The following is a 17,093-nucleotide window of genomic DNA, read 5'->3' on the forward strand; positions in this document are numbered from 1 at the left end:
CCCCTCCGCAAGGTTGCCGGAGGGGCGGGCCGCAGCCGCGTCGGTCAGTAGGAGGAACCCGAGGCGCCGAGCGCACCCGTGGGGTGCCAGACCGTCTTGGTCTCCAGGAAGGCCGTCAGGCGGTGCGTGCCCGGGGCGGCAGACCAGTCGTCTCCGTCCACAGCCTGTGGACGGTCGGAGCCCTGCGCTTCGTTCTCGGGGTGGTGGCGGGAGACGGGTGGGCGGAGAACGCGCTTCAGGTTGTCCGCCGCCGCGATCTCCAGCTCCTTCGCCAGATCGGCGTCGGCGCCCGTGAGATCGATCGCGTTCACGTCCTGGTGGGACGCGAGCGGGGTCGCGAGCTCCGCCGTCCTCCCGGACAGGATGTTCACCACACCGCCCGGCAGGTCGGAGGTGGCCAGCACCTCGCCCAGGGACAGCGCCGGGAGCGGGGCGTCGGCGGACGCGATGACGACCGCCGTGTTGCCGGTCGCGATCACCGGCGCGACGACGGAGACCAGGCCCAGGAACGACGACTTCTGCGGCGCGACGACCGCGACCACGCCCGTCGGCTCGGGCGTGGACAGGTTGAAGAACGGGCCCGCGACCGGGTTCGCCCCGCCCACGATCTGGCCGATCTTGTCGGTCCAGCCCGCGTACCAGACCCAGCGGTCGATCGCCGCGTCCACGGCGGCCGCCGCCTTGGACTTCGACAGCCCTTCCGCGTCCGCCACTTCCCGTACGAACTGGTGCTTGCGGCCCTCCAGCATCTCCGCGATGCGGTAGAGGATCTGGCCGCGGTTGTACGCCGTCGCGCCCGACCAGCCGCCGAACGCCTTGCGGGCGGCCACGACCGCGTCCCGTGCGTCCTTGCGGGAGGCCTGCGGGGCGTTCGCCAGCCACGTGCCCTTGCCCGCCGCGTCAGCGGCAGATGCCTTCGCCGTCACCTCGTACACCCGGCCGCTCTCGGAGCGGGGGAACTTGCCCCCGACGTACAGCTTGTAGGTCTTGAAGACACTCAGACGGTTATCGGACATCGAGGTACGCCTCCAGGCCGTGACGGCCGCCTTCGCGGCCGAAGCCCGACTCCTTGTAACCGCCGAACGGCGAGGTCGGGTCGAACTTGTTGAACGTGTTGGCCCAGACGACGCCCGCCCGGAGCTTGTTCGCCACCGCGAGGATGCGGGAGCCCTTCTCCGTCCAGATGCCGGCCGACAGGCCGTACTGGCTGTTGTTGGCCTTGGCGACCGCCTCGTCCGGCGTACGGAACGACAGGATGGACAGCACCGGGCCGAAGATCTCGTCGCGGGCGATGGTGTGCGCCTGGGTGACGTTCGTGAACAGCGTCGGGGCGAACCAGTAGCCGGACGAGGGGAGATCGCAGGGGGCCGACCAGCGTTCGGCGCCCTCCGCCTCGCCCGTCTCGACCAGCGCCGTGATCCGGGAGAGCTGCTCCTGGGAGTTGATCGCGCCGATGTCGGTGTTCTTGTCCAGCGGGTCGCCGAGGCGCAGCGTGGACAGCCGGCGCTTCAAGGAGTCCAGCAACTCGTCCTGGATCGACTCCTGGACGAGGAGACGCGAGCCCGCGCAGCAGACCTGGCCCTGGTTGAAGAAGATGCCGGTGACGATGCCTTCGACGGCCTGGTCGATCGGGGCGTCGTCGAAGACGATGTTGGCGCCCTTGCCGCCCAGCTCCAGAGTGACCTTCTTGTCCGTACCGGCGACCTGGCGTGCGATCGCCTTGCCGACCGCGGTCGAGCCGGTGAAGGCGACCTTGTCGACGTCCGGGTGCTGGACGAGGGCCGCGCCCGCGTCCCCGTACCCGGTGAGGATGTTCACGACACCCTTCGGGAGGCCCGCCTGGCGGCAGATGTCCGCGAAGAAGAGCGCGGAGAGGGGGGTCGTCTCGGCGGGCTTCAGGACCACGGTGTTGCCGGTGGCGAGCGCCGGGGCGATCTTCCAGGCCAGCATCAGCAGCGGGAAGTTCCACGGGATGACCTGGCCCGCGACGCCGAGCGGACGGGGGTTCGCGCCGTAGCCCGCGTGGTCGAGCTTGTCGGCCCAGCCCGCGTAGTAGAAGAAGTGCGCCGCGACCAGCGGGAGGTCCGCGTCGCGGGTCTCCTTGATCGGCTTGCCGTTGTCGAGGGTTTCGAGGACGGCGAGCTCGCGGGAGCGCTCCTGAATGATCCGGGCGATCCGGAACAGGTACTTGGCGCGCTCGGAGCCCGGCAGCGCCGACCACTTCTCGAACGCCTTGCGGGCCGCCTTCACGGCCCGGTCCACGTCCGCGGCGCCGGCCTGCGCGACCTCGGAGAGGACCTCCTCGGACGACGGGGAGACCGTCTTGAAGACCTTGCCGTCGGCCGCGTCGGTGAACTCGCCGTCGATGAAGAGGCCGTACGACGGCGCGATGTCGACGACCGACCGCGACTCGGGGGCGGGTGCGTACTCGAATGCAGATGCCATGGTGATCAGTCCACCGTCACGTAATCGGGGCCGGAGTAACGGCCGGTGCTGAGCTTCTGACGCTGCATCAGCAGATCGTTCAGCAGGCTGGAGGCGCCGAAGCGGAACCAGTGGTTGTCCAGCCAGTCCTCGCCGACGGTCTCGTTGACCAGGACGAGGAACTTGATCGCGTCCTTGGAGGTGCGGATGCCGCCCGCGGGCTTCACACCGATCTGCACACCGGTCTGCTCCCGGAAGTCGCGCACGGCCTCCAGCATCAGGAGGGTGTTCGCGGGCGTGGCGTTGGTCCCGACCTTGCCGGTCGACGTCTTGATGAAGTCCGCGCCCGCCAGCATGCCGAGCCAGGAGGCGCGGCGGATGTTGTCGTAGGTGGACAGCTCTCCGGTCTCGAAGATGACCTTGAGGCGCGCGTCGGTGCCGTCGGCACGGGCGCACTCGGCCTTTACGGCGAGGATCTCCTCGTACACCTTGAGATAGTGGCCGGCGAGGAAGGCGCCCCGGTCGATCACCATGTCGATCTCGTCGGCCCCGGCGGCAACGGCGTCGCGGACGTCCGCGAGCTTCACGTCGAGCGCGGCGCGCCCGGCGGGGAAGGCCGTCGCGACGGACGCCACCTTCACGCCGGAACCGGCCAGCGCGGCGGCGGCCGTCGCCGCCATGTCGGGATAGACGCAGACCGCGGCGGTGTGCGGGGTCGTGCGGTCGGTCGGGTCGGGATTGACGGCCTTGGCGGCGAGAGCCCGGACCTTGCCCGGAGTGTCCGCGCCTTCCAGCGTCGTCAGGTCGATCATCGAGATGGCGAGGTCGATGGCGTACGCCTTGGCCGTCGTCTTGATCGAACGGGTTCCGAGGGACGCGGCGCGCGCTTCGAGGCCGACGGCGTCGACGCCGGGCAGCCCGTGCAGGAAGCGGCGCAGCGCACCGTCGGACGCGGTGGCGTCGGAGAATGCGGGTGCAGTGGTGGGCATGGTCACCAGATGAGCATATCTACGCGCGTAGCGGCCTGTACAGGGGGGAGGGGGCACCGGCGTGGAGCGCAGTGCCCGTGCGGGTGCGGGGTGGCCGCCCCGGCGGGGCCCCCGCACGTCAGGCAGAATCGGCCTCATGACGAGCCCCACACCTCCCACCGAGCCCTCCTACGCCGACCGGACCTTCCGGTCGCCCGCCGGGATGGTGGGCGGCGCCCTGCTGCTCCTGCTGGTCGGCTGGCTCGGCGTGGACGCCCTGATCAGGGGTGAGGGGCGGACGCCGTGGCTCGCCCTGGCCGGGCTGCTGACGGCTGTGCCGCTGATCGTCGCGTTCACTCTGCGACCGGTGGTGTCGGTGAACAAGGAGCGGATCCGGATCCGCAACCCGTTCCGGACGATCACGGCGCCGTGGCCGGCGGTCGCGGACGTGCGGGCCGGGTACTCCACCGAACTGTTCACCCAGGACGGCGCGAAGTACCAGCTGTGGGCGGTGCCGGTGTCGCTGCGGCAGCGCAAGAAGGCGGCACGGCAGCAGTCGCGCCAGTCGCAGGACGATCCGTACCGGCGCACGTCGGTGCATGCGGATGTGCGGGACACGAAGGCGCGGTTCGCCGGGGCGGACCGGACGGTGGCGGATCTGCGCGAGATGGCCGAGCAGGGTGGGGGCGGCTCGGGTGGCGCCGGTGGCGCCGAGGCGGTCGTCGTGCGGTGGGCGTACGAGGTGATTGCGCCGTCGGTCGCGGGGGCTGTGCTGCTGGTGGTGCTGCTGGCGCTGGGCTGAGGGCTGTCCTGCTCGTCGCCGGCCGGCGCACGACGACGGCTGCGGCACCCCGCTGCTCCGTCGGAGCGCCCGGGTACGCCCCGTGTGAGGATGCCCCTCCGCCCTGTGATGCACCGCGTCCGACGACGCGCGCCGATCCGCGAGCGACGACGTCCTGGACCGCAGGGCCCGGCCCCCCGCGCCACCGCCTCCCGTGACCGGCGGCTGCGCGGACGGGAGGCGGGGACAATCGGGACAGCGGGGACGGCTGGGTGCGGGGAAGCCGGGTCGGCCCCTTCCCGGCCCGGGCCGATGACCGGGAAAGGAGGCGGAGGGCTGCGGCAACCGCCGTACCCGATTCCTCCGCATGTACGAAGGGGCGCTCGTGCTCAGATCCCGGCGGCCGCCGACAGATCCCTCGTGATTCCCGCGAGGAGTTCCGCGCCCTTGGCCCGCGCGGCGGGCAGGTCGTCCGCCGAACCGACCGGCACCACGACCTCCAGGTAGCACTTGAGCTTCGGCTCGGTGCCGCTCGGCCGGACGATCACCCGGGCACCCTGAAGGTGGTAGCGGAGTCCGTCGGTGGGCGGCAGCTGTTCCGTGCCCTCCGACAGATCCTCGGCCGAGGTGACGGCGAGCCCCGCGAGCGCGGTCGGCGGGGCCTCGCGCAGCCGCCGCATGGCGTCCGCGATGACCGACAGGTCCTCCACCCGGACCGAGAGCTGGTCGGTGGCGTGCAGCCCGTGCTCGACAGCGATGTCGTCGAGGAGATCGAGCAGCGTGCGCCCCTGCTCCTTGAGCACGGAGGCCAGCTCGGCGACGAGCAGTGCGGCCGTGATGCCGTCCTTGTCACGTACGCCGTCGGGGTCGACGCAGTAGCCGAGCGCCTCCTCGTACCCGTACCGCAGGCCTTCGACGCGGGCGATCCACTTGAAGCCGGTCAGCGTCTCCTCGTACCCGTTCCCCGCCTTCTCGGCGATCCTGCCGAGCAGCGACGACGACACGATCGACTCGGCGAAGACACCGGTGGCACCGCGGGCGACCAGATGGGCGGCGAGCAGCGCGCCGACCTCGTCGCCGCGCAGCATCCGCCAGCCGCCGTCAACGGACGGGTCCGGGACGGCGACGGCGCAGCGGTCCGCGTCCGGGTCATTGGCGATGACGATGTCCGGGTGCGCGCGCCGGGCGGTGGCGAACGCGAGATCCATCGCCCCCGGCTCCTCCGGGTTCGGGAACGCGACGGTCGGGAACGCCGGGTCGGGCTCCGCCTGCTCGGCGACGAGCACCGGCTCCGGGAACCCGGCGCGGGCGAAGGCCGCGGTCAGGACGGACGTGCCGACGCCGTGCATGGCGGTGTACACGACCTGGGCGGTACGCGGGGACCCGGCGTCGAGCACCGCGTCCGTACGGGCCAGATAGGCGTCCAGGACCTCGTCGCCGAGGATCTCCCAGCCGCTCTCCGGCCGGTCCACGCCGGCCAGCGGGCCGACCGCGGCGATCGCGTCGGCGATCTCCCCGTCCGCCGGGGGCACGATCTGCGAGCCGTCGCCCAGATAGACCTTGTAGCCGTTGTCGCGCGGCGGATTGTGGCTCGCGGTCACCTCGACGCCCGCGACGGCGCCCAGGTGACGTATCGCATACGCCAGGACGGGGGTCGGGAGCGGGCGGGGGAGGACTGCCGCGCGCAGACCCGCACCCGTCATCACGGCCGCGGTGTCGCGGGCGAAGTCGGCGGACTTGTACCGGGCGTCGTACCCGATGACGACCGTGCCGCCGGTCTGCCCCTTCGCCTTCAGATGGGCGGCGAGCCCGGCTGCGGCGCGGATGACGACGGACCGGTTCATCCGCATCGGCCCGGCCCCCAGCTCACCGCGGAGCCCGGCGGTACCGAACTGCAGCGTGCCCGCGAACCGTGCGGCGAGCGCGTCGAGGTCCTCGGCGTCGATGAGCTTGGCGAGCTCGTCGCGGGTCTCGGGGTCGGGGTCCTCGACGAGCCAGGTCCTGGCCTGCGTGATGAGGTCCTGCTGCACGGTGTCCGCCTTTCTGCGGGGTGAGGTGTTTTCCGGGTGCGGGTGGGTGGCACGCCGCGCGGGGCCGTCCCGGGCGGCAGACACCGCCCGCCGCAGGGCGACGCCCGGTCAGATGCGCTCGAGCACCTGCGCGAGCAACGACCCCATCCGGGTCGCCGAGTCCCGTCCTGCCTGCAGTACCTCTTCGTGGTTCAGCGGCTCCCCGCTCAGTCCGGCAGCCAGATTCGTGACGAGCGAGATGCCCAGCACCTCCGCCCCCGCCTCCCGCGCGGCAATGGCTTCGAGCACCGTGGACATGCCGACCAGGTCGCCGCCCATCACCCGGACCATGTTGATCTCGGCCGGGGTCTCGTAGTGCGGGCCGGGGAACTGCACGTACACGCCCTCTTCGAGGGTGTCGTCGACCTCCTTGCACAGCGCGCGCAGCCGCGGCGAGTACAGGTCGGTCAGGTCGACGAAGTTGGCGCCGACGATCGGGGACGCCGCGGTCAGGTTGATGTGGTCGCTGATCAGGACCGGCTGTCCGGGGCGCATGCCCTCGCGCAGACCGCCGCAGCCGTTCGTCAGGACGACTGTCTTGCAGCCCGCGGCGACAGCGGTACGGACCCCGTGCGCGACGGCGGCGACGCCGCGGCCCTCGTAGAAGTGCGTGCGGCCGAGGAAGACCAGGGCGCGCTTCTCGCCGATCAGGTACGAGCGGATCGTGCCGCCGTGGCCCTGGACGGCGGGTGCCGGGAAGCCGGGAAGTTCGGTCACCGGGAACTCGGCCTCCGGAGTGCCGAGCGCGTCGCCCGCAGGTGCCCAGCCGGAACCCATCACGAGTGCGACGTCGTGGGTCTCGGCACCGGTCAGCTCGCGCAGGCGGGCAGCGGCGTCGGCGGCGGCGGCGTGCGGGTCGCCCTGGATGTTGTCCGGAATAACAGATGCGTTCACGCGGATGAGGGTAGCCGGTGATTCCCTACGCGCGTAGATGCCCCTGCGCAGAGTCTCCACGCGACTCTTTGTACTTTCACACAGAACCGGGCGGCGGCGTCGCGCCTCAGCAGGGGTGTTTGCGCAGCTCCATCACATAGTCGTGCGGTGCGCCCGCCGACTCGGCGGCGTCAGCGATCTCGCCCAGATAGCGGGCGGACGGCAGCCCGCCCTCGTACCCGTTCAGTACGTACATCCAGGCCGGCTCCTCGCCGTCCAGGGTGTGCACCCGGACCCGCATCCGCCGGTAGATGTCGAGGCCGACACCCTCCCAGCGGTCCATGGAGTCCTCGTCCATCGGCGCGATGTCGTACAGCGCCACGAAGACCTGCGAGCGCGGCGCCTCCACCACCGTGGCCAGCGCGCCTTCCCAGCCCATCTGCTCCCCGCCGAAGGTCAGCCGCCAGCCGTTGAGCCAGCCCGTGCCGCGCAGCGGGGAATGCGGTGCGCGGCGCGTCATCAGCCGCGCGTCGAGGTTGCCGGCGTACGCGGCGTAGAGCGACATGGGGTCGAGGGTACGGGAGGTGACCCCGGGAGCGGCGATTCCTGTGAGGAAGACCCGGTCGGCGCCTCCGCGAGGGGACCCCGCCGCGCCCCTTTCGCCGTCCTGGCTCCCGTATGGAGGGCCCCGGGGCGAAGCATGTTGGCGCGTGCGGGACAATGGAGTACGTACTGCATACCCCCGGGGTGATCCCCCGGACCCCCGGCCGGGGCGGCAGACGGCCGCGGGATGACATACGCGAGGCGGACTTTTTTGTGACCCGGATCGTGATCATCGGCGGCGGACCCGGCGGCTACGAGGCGGCACTGGTGGGCGCCCAGCTCGGCGCGGAGGTGACCGTCGTCGACTGCGACGGCCTCGGCGGCGCGTCGGTACTCACCGACTGCGTGCCCTCCAAGACCCTGATCGCGACGGCAGAGGTGATGACCACCTTCGACTCTTCGTACGAGGAGTTGGGCATCATCGTCGCCGACGACACGCCGCACATCGAGCAGGCGGCCCGGGTGGTCGGCGTCGACCTCGGCAAGGTCAATCGACGGGTGAAGCGCCTGGCGCTCGCCCAGTCCCACGACATCACCGCCTCCGTCACCCGTGCGGGGGCCCGGGTGATGCGTGGCCGCGGGCGTCTGGAGGGCCTCCAGGCCGCCGACGGCTCCCGCACGGTCGTCGTGACCGTGGCCGACGGCACGGAGGAGAGGCTCACCGCCGACGCCGTGCTGATCGCGACCGGCGGTCACCCCCGGGAGATCCCGGACGCGCTCCCCGACGGCGAGCGCATTCTGAACTGGACCCAGGTCTACGACCTCGACGAGCTCCCCGAGGAGCTCATCGTGGTCGGCTCCGGTGTCACCGGTGCCGAGTTCGCCGGCGCCTACCAGGCACTCGGTTCCCGCGTCACGCTCGTCTCGTCCCGCGACCGGGTGCTGCCGGGCGAGGACCCGGACGCCGCCGCCGTGCTGGAGGACGTCTTCCGGCGCCGTGGCATGAACGTCATGGCGCGCTCGCGCGCCCAGGCGGCGAAGCGGGTCGGCGACCGGGTCGAGGTCACCCTCGCCGACGGCCGCGTGATCACCGGTTCGCACTGTCTGATGGCGGTCGGCGCGATCCCGAACAGCGCGGGCATGGGTCTGGAGGAGGCCGGGGTCCGGCTCAAGGATTCCGGCCACATCTGGACCGACAAGGTCTCCCGCACCAGCGCCCCCGGCGTGTACGCGGCCGGTGACGTCACCGGCATCTTCGCCCTGGCCTCGGTCGCCGCGATGCAGGGGCGGATCGCGATGTACCACTTCCTCGGTGACGCGGTGGCCCCGCTGAATCTGAAGACCGTCTCCTCGAACGTCTTCACCGACCCGGAGATCGCCACCGTCGGCTACACGCAGGCGGACGTCGACTCCGGCGCGATCGACGCACGCGTGGTGAAGCTGCCGCTGCTGCGCAACCCGCGCGCCAAGATGCAGGGCATCCGGGACGGCTTCGTCAAGATCTTCTGCCGGCCCGGCACCGGCATCGTGGTCGGCGGCTGTGTCGTCGCGCCGCGGGCCAGCGAGCTGATCCACCCCATCTCGATCGCGGTGGACAACAATCTGACGGTGGAACAGATCGCAAACGCTTTCACTGTGTACCCGTCCCTGTCGGGATCGATCGCCGAAGTGGCACGGCAGTTGCACACCCGGAAGCGGGCCGGCGAGGCGTAGGAACCCGGCATTCCCCGGCAACCCCTGGCAACTCAGGCCGGTGGGAGGCCGTCGGGCGATCAGTAGCGAACAACAACGGGGCCGCCTATATCACTTGGCGGCCCCTTGTGTGTGCAACTTCTGTTATTCGGCGCAAACTGCTGAAAACTCTCGGGTGGTCACGTTACTGTCAGTTTCGTGTTCGCTGCAGAACGTCGTCAATTGATCCTCGAAATGGTGCGCGCCAACGGGGCGGTATCGCTCCGTGAGCTCGCCCGCGTCGTCCAGACCTCCGAAGTGACCGTACGGCGGGACGTGCGGGCGCTGGAGGCAGAAGGACTCCTCGACCGCCGGCATGGCGGTGCGGTCTTGCCGGGCGGTTTTACGCGGGAGTCCGGCATTCCGCAGAAATCCCATCTCGCCACCGCGGAGAAGACGGCCATCGCCGACCTGGCCGCCGGTCTCGTCGAAGAGGGCGAGGCCATTGTGGTCGGAGCAGGCACGACCACGCAGGAGCTGGCCCGCCGGCTCGCGCGGATCCCCGGCCTGACCGTCGTCACCAACTCACTCCTGGTCGCCCAGGCGTTGGCCCATGCCAACCGGGTGGAGGTGGTGATGACCGGAGGCACCCTGCGCGGTTCCAACTACGCCCTGGTGGGCAGCGGCGCGGAGCAGTCGCTCCAGGGGCTGCGGGTGTCGCGCGCGTTCCTGTCCGGGAGCGGACTCACCGCGGAACGGGGGCTGTCCACGTCCAACATGCTCTCGGCGAGCGTCGACCGGGCGTTGGTGCAGGCCGCCGCGGAGGTGGTGGTCCTGGCCGACCACACCAAGCTCGGCTCCGACACGATGTTCCAGACGGTGCCCACGGACCTGATCACCCGTCTGGTGACGGACGAACCTCCGGCCCACGACGAGCGGTCCGCCACCGAGTTGCAGGCGCTGGCCGACCAGGGCGTACAGATCGCGGTGGCCGGGGCGGGGATGGGGCCGGTCGGGGCCGACTCCCACTCGTCGGGGCGCCAGGCGCGCCGCGACATGCCCCTGCCCGGTCAGCGGCGCACGCACAGCGGTCCGGGGCCGCAACTGCGCAGCGCGGCTTCGACCCTGACGGACCAGTCCCCGGGCGACCGGTCTCGCGTGGCGGATCTCCGGCGCCGCTGAGTCCATCGGGGCACCGCCCCGAACCCCGCGCTCAAGTGTCGAACGGGCCTGATGGGGCCGACGGAACCCGGCCCCTCCCGCGATCGAGGAGCAGTCTCAGCCCGCCGCCGCCCGCGGCCCCTTCAGTCCCTGCAACGTCAGTGTCAGCAGTCGCCCGGCCAACGCCGGATCCTCCGGCGCCTGCTCCGCCGCCAGCGCGATCGCATTCGTCAGCTGCATCAGGTCGCCGATCGACACGTCCGCCCGTACCGTCCCACTCGCCTGTGCCCGTGCGAGCAGCCGTGCCCCCGCCTCGCGCAGCGGCACGTTGCATTCGGACAGGGCCGAAGTCTCGTCCCCCGACGTCGACATGAGTGCCTGCGCGAGCCCGCGGTACTCACCCGCATGGGTGATGATTGCGCCGAGCCAGTCCACCAGGCCCCCGCACGGATCCGCCTTCGCCAGCTCGTGGGAGCGGGCGAGCAGTGAGGCGACCGCTTCCTGGAACACCGCGCTCATCAGCGCGTGCCGGTTCGGGAAGTGCCGGTACAGCGTGCCGATCCCCACGCCCGCCCGGCGCGCGATGTCTTCCAGCGAGGCATCGGTGCCGTGCTCCGCGAACGCCGTACGGGCCTCGCAGAGCAACCGGTCGTAATTGCGCCGCGCGTCGGCGCGCATGGGCCGGCCCGGCGTCTGTGCCGTGCTCATCGCCATTGCGCAGTCCTCCCTTTTTCCGCCCCCGGGGTCCAGGATGCCATTGCGGAAACGCAGGCCTCCTCCCCGTCGGGGCCGGACCGGAACCCGCCGCGACACCGGGGCGGAGCCGACAGACGACAAGGGCCCCCACGGAGTCGTTCGTACGACTCCGCAGGGGCCCCGTCACGGATCGGCGAATCAGTCCTTGATCTCGCAGATCACGGCGCCGGACGAGACCGAGCCGCCGACCGCGGCGGCCAGACCCTTGATCGTTCCGGCGCGGTGGGCGTTGAGGGGCTGCTCCATCTTCATGGCTTCGAGGACGACGATCAGGTCGCCTTCCTGGACCTGCTGGCCCTCCTCGACGGCGATCTTGACGATGGTGCCCTGCATGGGCGAGGCGAGGGTGTCGCCGGAGGCCGCGGAGCCGGTCTTCTTCGCCGCGCGGCGCTTGGGCTTGGCGCCCGCGGCGAGTCCGGTGCGGGCCAGGCTCATGCCCAGCGAGGAGGGCAGGGAGACCTCGAGACGCTTGCCGCCGACCTCGACGACGACCGTCTCGCGGCCCGACTCCTCCTCCGCCTCCGCGTCGGCGGGAGCGGCGAAGGGCTTGATCTCGTTGACGAACTCGGTCTCGATCCAGCGGGTGTGGACGCGGAACGGGTCGCTGGTGAACGCCGGGTCGGTGACGACCGCGCGGTGGAACGGGATCGCGGTGGCCATGCCCTCGACGTTGAACTCGGCCAGCGCGCGCGCCGCCCGCTGCAGGGCCTGCTCACGCGTGGCACCGGTCACGATGAGCTTCGCCAGCAGCGAGTCCCACGCCGGACCGATCACCGAGCCGGACTCGACGCCCGCGTCCAGGCGGACACCCGGACCGGTCGGCGGTGCGAACACCGTCACCGTGCCCGGGGCGGGCAGGAAGCCGCGGCCCGGGTCCTCACCGTTGATCCGGAACTCGAACGAGTGTCCGCGCACCGCCGGGTCGTCGTAGCCGAGCTTCTCGCCGTCCGCGATCCGGAACATCTCCCGGACCAGGTCGAGACCGCTGACCTCCTCGGTGACCGGGTGCTCGACCTGCAGACGGGTGTTGACCTCCAGGAACGAGATCGTGCCGTCCATACCGACCAGGAACTCCACGGTGCCCGCACCGACGTACCCGGCCTCCTTCAGGATCGCCTTCGACGCCGCGTACAGCTCCGCGTTCTGCGCCTGGGACAGGAACGGCGCGGGAGCCTCCTCCACCAGCTTCTGGTGGCGGCGCTGCAGCGAGCAGTCACGCGTCGACACGACCACCACATTGCCGTGGGAGTCGGCCAGGCACTGCGTCTCCACATGCCGCGGCTTGTCGAGGTAGCGCTCCACGAAGCACTCCCCGCGCCCGAACGCCGCGACCGCCTCACGGACGGCGGAGTCGTACAGCTCCGGGATCTCCTCCAGCGTCCGGGCCACCTTCAGCCCGCGACCGCCACCGCCGAACGCCGCCTTGATCGCGATCGGCAGCCCGTGCTCCTCGGCGAACGCCACGACCTCCGCGGAACCCGACACCGGGTCCGGGGTGCCGGCGACCAGCGGCGCACCGGCGCGCTGCGCGATGTGGCGGGCGGCGACCTTGTCACCCAGGTCGCGGATCGCCTGCGGCGGGGGACCGATCCAGGTCAGCCCGGCGTCCAGCACGGCCTGGGCGAACTCGGCGTTCTCCGACAGGAAGCCGTAGCCCGGGTGGATCGCGTCCGCCCCCGAGTCCTTGGCAGCCTGCAGCACCTTGGCCATGTCCAGATAGCTGGCGGCCGGGGTGTCACCGCCCAGAGCGAATGCCTCGTCGGCCGCACGCACATGCAGAGCGTCCCGGTCCGGGTCGGCGTAGACGGCCACGCTCCCGATCCCGGCATCCCGGCATGCCCGAGCAACACGGACAGCAATTTCGCCACGATTGGCGATGAGCACCTTGCGCACGATGGCTCCCTCCTTGAAACAAGCTGAGTTTAGGGACTACCGACACGGCCTTACGACCCGTCCCCATTGGTGAGCTTGCCCACACGGAGCGTGATTCGAGGCCTGCTCGAAGCGCGAAATCCCTTGTGGCACCACGGTACGCCGGGTTTCATGACCGCACAGTAGCCACGAGGTGTGGTCCAGGTCTCTGTTCACAGGAACGACAGCTCCCGGCGTTTCTTTGTGGAATACCTACTAATGGGCGGGGTTTTCTTTGCGCGACGCACGAGGGGCGCGACAACGCGGGGTCCGTGTGCCGAGTGTGATCCATGCCCGGGTGCGAAAAGAGGCAGGCAGGGCGGTCTGAACTCTTGTCCGAAGGATTACCCGTTAGTAGGGTCCGCGCTATCGCACGTACTGCAGGTAACAGGGGGTGAGCGCCGTGGTGCGCAGACCGGTGGCTTTCGCGGCCGCGATCGTGCTGTTCGTGGAAGCCGCGGGCATGGTGCTCGTCAACGGCATCCTGGCGACGGTCGTCGACAACCAGGAGATGTCGCTGGCCGGGCTCGACCCCGCCGCCATGTCCGCCGGAGCATGGGCGATGGGCGGCGTCGCCGGCCTCTATCTGCTGCTGTGCGGTCTCGTCCTGCTGCTGACCGGCATCCGTGACCGGGACCCCGGCCGGGTCGGCCGGTTCGCCCTGATCAGCTGCGCCGTGGTGCACGGGGTGCTGGGCGCGCTGACCGTGGGGCTGGTCGGCTGGGCCGCGTTCGCCTTCATGATGGTCGTACTCGGACTCATCGTGCTGACTCTGGTGGCGTACGGGACCGCGCGCGAGAAGAGCGACGGCGAGGCGGACGGGAACGGCGGCGCCGAAGAGGGTGCTCCGGCGCCCGCGTGACCCGCCTGTGCGCGTCAGCCGTGCGCGTCAGACCCACAAGTCGGTGACGGAGAAACCCAGTTCGCCCAGGAGTCGGCGCAGCAGCGGCAGCGAGAGCCCGATGACATTGCCGTGGTCGCCCTCGATGGAGTCGACGAACGGTGCCGAGCGCCCGTCCAGAGTGAAGGCACCCGCGACATGGAGCGGCTCGCCCGAGGCGACGTAGGCAGCGATCTCGGCGTCCGTCGGCTCACCGAACCGGACGACGGTGGACGCCGTCGCGGACGCCGTACGCCCGGTCGCCGTGTCGATCACGCTGTGGCCGGTCTGCAGGATCCCGGACCGGCCGCGCATGGACTTCCAGCGGGCGGTGGCGTCCTCGCTGTCGGCCGGCTTCCCGAGCGCCTCGCCGTCGAGTTCGAGGACCGAGTCGCACCCGACGACCAGGGCCCCCGCGGCCTCCGGGCGGCCGGCCACGGCGGCGGCTTTCGCCTCGGCGAGGACGAGCGCCAGCTCGCCCGGCGTCGGGGCGGTCAACGCGTCCTCGTCCACACCGCTGACGATCACCTCGGGTGCGAAGCCTGCCTGGCGCAGCAGACCGAGACGGGCGGGGGAGGCGGAGGCGAGCACGAGACGGCGCTGATCAGTCATACCGGCCATCGTAGAAGGGCCCGGCGCGCCGCAGTACCACGCGTCCACGGCCGCGGCGCACGCCACGGCGCCGGGCGGCCACGACTGCGGCACGCGCCGCGCCACCGGGCATCCGCCGCCATGACGCGCGCCGCGGCACCGGGCGCCCACGGCGTCAGCGCGTGCCGAGCGCCAGCATCGCGACGACCATGGCGAGCGCAAGCACCAGCCAGACGCGTCGCATCATGTCCTGTGCGTCGCGCAGCTCTTTCGGAGGCTTGTTCTCGGGGTCGGACCACAGCATGGTCCCGATCCTGCTGCGGCCGCCCCCGCGGCGCCTGAGTACGGGTACTCAGCCGCCCTGGTGCGTACGGACCAGATCGTTCCGCGGCCGCACGGCGGAGGCCCGAACCCCCGGTGGCGGGTTCCGGGCCTCCGATGACACCGTGCGGGGCCGGACGGCTATCCCGGCCAGTACGTGCGCGCCCAGGCCCGCGGGCCGGGCCGGTGGCGCTCCCGGCGGGCGATGCGGCCGGGGTCGGACCACTGTTCGGGCTGCGCGGGCGCGCCGGACGACACAGCGGCCGTCGCCGCGGCGCGCGCCTGGACCACTGCCAGTGCGGCGGCCAGCTCCTCCGGGGTCGGGTTGCCACGTACGACCTTGATCATGGTCAGGACCCTTTCTAGAGAGGGATGTTGCCGTGCTTCTTCGGGGGCAGGGATTCCCGCTTCGTGCGCAGCTGGCGCAGCCCCTTCACCACGTGTGCCCGGGTGTCGGACGGCATGATCACCGCGTCCACGTAGCCGCGTTCGGCCGCCACGTACGGGTTGAGCAGCGCGTCCTCGTAGTCGGCCATCAGCTCGGCGCGGGTCGCCTCCTGATCCTCGGCGGCCGCGATCGCGCGGCGGTGCAGGATGTTCACCGCACCCTGCGCGCCCATCACCGCGATCTGCGCGGTCGGCCAGGCGAGGTTGATGTCGGCGCCCAGGTGCTTGGAGCCCATGACGTCGTACGCGCCGCCGAACGCCTTGCGGGTGATCACCGTGATCAGCGGGACGGTCGCCTCCGCGTACGCGTAGATCAGCTTGGCGCCGCGCCGGATGATGCCGCCGTACTCCTGGTCGACGCCGGGCAGGAAGCCGGGGACGTCGACGAAGGTCAGCACGGGCACGTTGAACGCGTCGCAGGTGCGGACGAAGCGTGCGGCCTTCTCGCTCGCGTTGATGTCCAGACAGCCCGCGAACTGCATCGGCTGGTTGGCGACGATGCCGACGGGGTAGCCCTCGACACGCCCGAAGCCGGTGATGATGTTCGGCGCGAACAGGGCCTGAGTCTCCAGGAACTCGCCGTCGTCCAGCACATGCTCGATGGCGGTGTGCATGTCGTACGGCTGGTTCGCCGAGTCCGGGATGAGGGTGTCGAGCTCACGGTCCTCGTCGGTCACCGTGAGGTCCGCCTCCTCCGGGAAGGCGGGCGCCTCGGAGAGGTTGTTCGACGGGAGGTAGGACAGCAGCGACTTGACGTACTCGATGGCGTCCTTCTCGTCCCCCGCCATGTGATGCGCCACACCCGAGGTGGTGTTGTGCGTACGGGCGCCGCCCAGTTCCTCGAAGCCGACGTCCTCACCGGTCACCGTCTTGATGACGTCGGGACCCGTGATGAACATGTGCGAGGTCTGGTCGACCATGACGGTGAAGTCGGTGATCGCGGGGGAGTAGACCGCGCCACCGGCGCACGGTCCGACGATCAGCGAGATCTGCGGGACCACACCCGACGCGTGCACATTGCGGCGGAAGATCTCGGCGAAGAGACCGAGAGCGGCCACCCCCTCCTGGATCCGTGCGCCGCCGCCGTCGTTGATGCCGATGATCGGGCAGCCGGTCTTCAGCGCGAAGTCCATCACCTTGACGATTTTCTCACCGTAGACCTCGCCGAGCGAGCCGCCGAAGATGGTGAAGTCCTGCGAGTACACGCAGACGGGGCGGCCGTCGACCGTGCCGTAGCCGGTGACGACACCGTCTCCGTACGGGCGGTTCTTCTCGATGCCGAAGTTGGTGGAGCGGTGCCGGGCGAATTCGTCGAGTTCCACGAAGGAGCCCTGGTCGAGCAGGAGATCGACCCGCTCGCGGGCGGTCAACTTGCCCTTGGCGTGTTGCTTTTCGACCGCGCGTGCGGAACCGGCGTGGGTCGCCTCGTCGATACGGCGCTGCAGGTCCGCGATCTTGCCCGCGGTGGTGTGGATGTCGATCTCTTCCGGCTCGGACATCGGGTGGCGGCTCCCTGCCTGGTCACGGGGACGACTGACTGGTGGGTTCTACGGCTGCGTGCGCGGCCGGGTGCGCGATGCGTGCGCGGGGACGGCCGGCCGGACAGCTGCCGAAGGTACGGAATGGCTACTGATCCGTAGCGTATCGGCGCGGATACCGTTCGGCAGTGCGTCGTTTGCCACACCTAGGGTGGCTTG

16 protein-coding genes are annotated in these 17,093 nt (G+C 70.8%); 4 read left to right on the forward strand and 12 right to left on the reverse strand.

Annotated features, from left to right (window positions below):
• Positions 1-44 precede the first annotated feature (44 nt).
• Genes ACFU6I_RS36360 through deoC form a run of 3 tightly spaced genes read right to left on the reverse strand, consistent with a single transcriptional unit; the run spans position 45 to position 3,413 of the window.
• Positions 45-1,016 (reverse strand): aldehyde dehydrogenase family protein, encoded by a 972-nt coding sequence (locus tag ACFU6I_RS36360; protein ID WP_384374966.1) that lies wholly within the window; start codon positions 1,014-1,016, stop codon positions 45-47.
• Positions 1,006-2,445 (reverse strand): aldehyde dehydrogenase family protein, encoded by a 1,440-nt coding sequence (locus ACFU6I_RS36365; RefSeq protein ID WP_384374969.1) that lies wholly within the window; start codon positions 2,443-2,445, stop codon positions 1,006-1,008. Before ACFU6I_RS36365 ends, ACFU6I_RS36360 begins: the two co-directional genes overlap by 11 nt.
• Positions 2,446-2,450: 5 nt before the next feature.
• The gene (deoC, locus tag ACFU6I_RS36370) at positions 2,451-3,413 is read right to left on the reverse strand and encodes a deoxyribose-phosphate aldolase (RefSeq protein ID WP_384375034.1); all 963 of its coding nucleotides are present in this window, start codon (positions 3,411-3,413) and stop codon (positions 2,451-2,453) included.
• Between the two features lie 136 nt (positions 3,414-3,549).
• Between deoC and ACFU6I_RS36375 the strand changes: the two genes are divergently transcribed.
• Positions 3,550-4,194, forward strand: a complete 645-nt coding sequence (locus ACFU6I_RS36375) for a PH domain-containing protein (RefSeq protein WP_384374972.1) — start codon at positions 3,550-3,552, stop codon at positions 4,192-4,194.
• Positions 4,195-4,562: 368 nt separating this feature from the next.
• Here ACFU6I_RS36375 and ACFU6I_RS36380 read toward each other — a convergent pair whose 3' ends face one another.
• The 3 genes from ACFU6I_RS36380 to ACFU6I_RS36390 form a co-directional block, all read right to left on the reverse strand.
• On the reverse strand, positions 4,563-6,203 hold the full coding sequence (locus ACFU6I_RS36380; RefSeq protein WP_384374975.1) for a phospho-sugar mutase: 1,641 nt from the start codon (positions 6,201-6,203) through the stop codon (positions 4,563-4,565).
• Between the two features lie 108 nt (positions 6,204-6,311).
• The gene (locus ACFU6I_RS36385; RefSeq protein WP_384374978.1) at positions 6,312-7,136 is read right to left on the reverse strand and encodes a purine-nucleoside phosphorylase; all 825 of its coding nucleotides are present in this window, start codon (positions 7,134-7,136) and stop codon (positions 6,312-6,314) included.
• A gap of 106 nt (positions 7,137-7,242) precedes the next feature.
• Entirely contained in the window at positions 7,243-7,680 is a 438-nt protein-coding gene (locus ACFU6I_RS36390; protein WP_266982241.1) for a gamma-glutamylcyclotransferase, read from the reverse strand.
• A 251-nt stretch (positions 7,681-7,931) separates the two neighbouring features.
• Between ACFU6I_RS36390 and ACFU6I_RS36395 the strand changes: the two genes are divergently transcribed.
• Both ACFU6I_RS36395 and ACFU6I_RS36400 read left to right on the forward strand, forming a co-directional pair.
• Positions 7,932-9,371: an NAD(P)H-quinone dehydrogenase gene (locus ACFU6I_RS36395; protein ID WP_345515169.1), complete on the forward strand. Its 1,440-nt coding sequence runs from the start codon at positions 7,932-7,934 to the stop codon at positions 9,369-9,371.
• Between the two features lie 177 nt (positions 9,372-9,548).
• The gene (locus ACFU6I_RS36400; RefSeq protein WP_384374981.1) at positions 9,549-10,511 is read left to right on the forward strand and encodes a DeoR/GlpR family DNA-binding transcription regulator; all 963 of its coding nucleotides are present in this window, start codon (positions 9,549-9,551) and stop codon (positions 10,509-10,511) included.
• A gap of 96 nt (positions 10,512-10,607) precedes the next feature.
• On the opposite strand, the gene ACFU6I_RS36405 is transcribed toward ACFU6I_RS36400, so the two are convergent.
• Both ACFU6I_RS36405 and ACFU6I_RS36410 read right to left on the reverse strand, forming a co-directional pair.
• Positions 10,608-11,204 (reverse strand): TetR/AcrR family transcriptional regulator, encoded by a 597-nt coding sequence (locus tag ACFU6I_RS36405; RefSeq protein ID WP_384374984.1) that lies wholly within the window; start codon positions 11,202-11,204, stop codon positions 10,608-10,610.
• Between the two features lie 180 nt (positions 11,205-11,384).
• Complete coding sequence (locus ACFU6I_RS36410; RefSeq protein ID WP_384374987.1) at positions 11,385-13,139, reverse strand: acetyl/propionyl/methylcrotonyl-CoA carboxylase subunit alpha; 1,755 nt, start codon at positions 13,137-13,139, stop codon at positions 11,385-11,387.
• A gap of 412 nt (positions 13,140-13,551) precedes the next feature.
• Between ACFU6I_RS36410 and ACFU6I_RS36415 the strand changes: the two genes are divergently transcribed.
• The gene (locus ACFU6I_RS36415) at positions 13,552-14,019 is read left to right on the forward strand and encodes a hypothetical protein (RefSeq protein ID WP_384374990.1); all 468 of its coding nucleotides are present in this window, start codon (positions 13,552-13,554) and stop codon (positions 14,017-14,019) included.
• A 27-nt stretch (positions 14,020-14,046) separates the two neighbouring features.
• Here the strand turns inward: ACFU6I_RS36415 and ACFU6I_RS36420 are convergent, their stop codons facing one another.
• The 4 genes from ACFU6I_RS36420 to ACFU6I_RS36435 form a co-directional block, all read right to left on the reverse strand.
• The gene (locus ACFU6I_RS36420; protein ID WP_376664118.1) at positions 14,047-14,658 is read right to left on the reverse strand and encodes a nucleoside triphosphate pyrophosphatase; all 612 of its coding nucleotides are present in this window, start codon (positions 14,656-14,658) and stop codon (positions 14,047-14,049) included.
• A 145-nt stretch (positions 14,659-14,803) separates the two neighbouring features.
• Positions 14,804-14,932, reverse strand: coding sequence for a morphogenic membrane protein MmpB (mmpB, locus tag ACFU6I_RS36425; RefSeq protein WP_266982230.1), 129 nt, complete (start codon positions 14,930-14,932; stop codon positions 14,804-14,806).
• 158 nt (positions 14,933-15,090) lie between these two features.
• A complete protein-coding gene (locus ACFU6I_RS36430; protein WP_345515177.1) occupies positions 15,091-15,297 on the reverse strand; it encodes an acyl-CoA carboxylase subunit epsilon in 207 nt (68 codons plus the stop codon).
• Between the two features lie 14 nt (positions 15,298-15,311).
• A complete protein-coding gene (locus tag ACFU6I_RS36435; RefSeq protein WP_384374993.1) occupies positions 15,312-16,895 on the reverse strand; it encodes an acyl-CoA carboxylase subunit beta in 1,584 nt (527 codons plus the stop codon).
• Between the last annotated feature and the right edge of the window lie 198 nt (positions 16,896-17,093).

Origin of the sequence: Streptomyces sp. NPDC057486, from assembly GCF_042802415.1 — a bacterium.
In the GTDB taxonomy this organism is placed as follows: domain Bacteria; phylum Actinomycetota; class Actinomycetes; order Streptomycetales; family Streptomycetaceae; genus Streptomyces; species Streptomyces yanii.

What these genes read in the sequence shown, in the direction of transcription:
- ACFU6I_RS36360 (WP_384374966.1), bottom strand. Translation starts at nt 1,016, where the DNA reads ATGTCCGATAACCGTCTGAGTGTCTTCAAGACCTACAAGCTGTACGTC.
- ACFU6I_RS36365 (WP_384374969.1), bottom strand. Translation starts at nt 2,445, where the DNA reads ATGGCATCTGCATTCGAGTACGCACCCGCCCCCGAGTCGCGGTCGGTC.
- deoC (WP_384375034.1), bottom strand. Translation starts at nt 3,413, where the DNA reads ATGCCCACCACTGCACCCGCATTCTCCGACGCCACCGCGTCCGACGGT.
- ACFU6I_RS36375 (WP_384374972.1), top strand. Translation starts at nt 3,550, where the DNA reads ATGACGAGCCCCACACCTCCCACCGAGCCCTCCTACGCCGACCGGACC.
- ACFU6I_RS36390 (WP_266982241.1), bottom strand. Translation starts at nt 7,680, where the DNA reads ATGTCGCTCTACGCCGCGTACGCCGGCAACCTCGACGCGCGGCTGATG.
- ACFU6I_RS36405 (WP_384374984.1), bottom strand. Translation starts at nt 11,204, where the DNA reads ATGGCGATGAGCACGGCACAGACGCCGGGCCGGCCCATGCGCGCCGAC.
- ACFU6I_RS36420 (WP_376664118.1), bottom strand. Translation starts at nt 14,658, where the DNA reads ATGGCCGGTATGACTGATCAGCGCCGTCTCGTGCTCGCCTCCGCCTCC.
- mmpB (WP_266982230.1), bottom strand. Translation starts at nt 14,932, where the DNA reads ATGCTGTGGTCCGACCCCGAGAACAAGCCTCCGAAAGAGCTGCGCGAC.
- ACFU6I_RS36430 (WP_345515177.1), bottom strand. Translation starts at nt 15,297, where the DNA reads ATGATCAAGGTCGTACGTGGCAACCCGACCCCGGAGGAGCTGGCCGCC.
- ACFU6I_RS36435 (WP_384374993.1), bottom strand. Translation starts at nt 16,895, where the DNA reads ATGTCCGAGCCGGAAGAGATCGACATCCACACCACCGCGGGCAAGATC.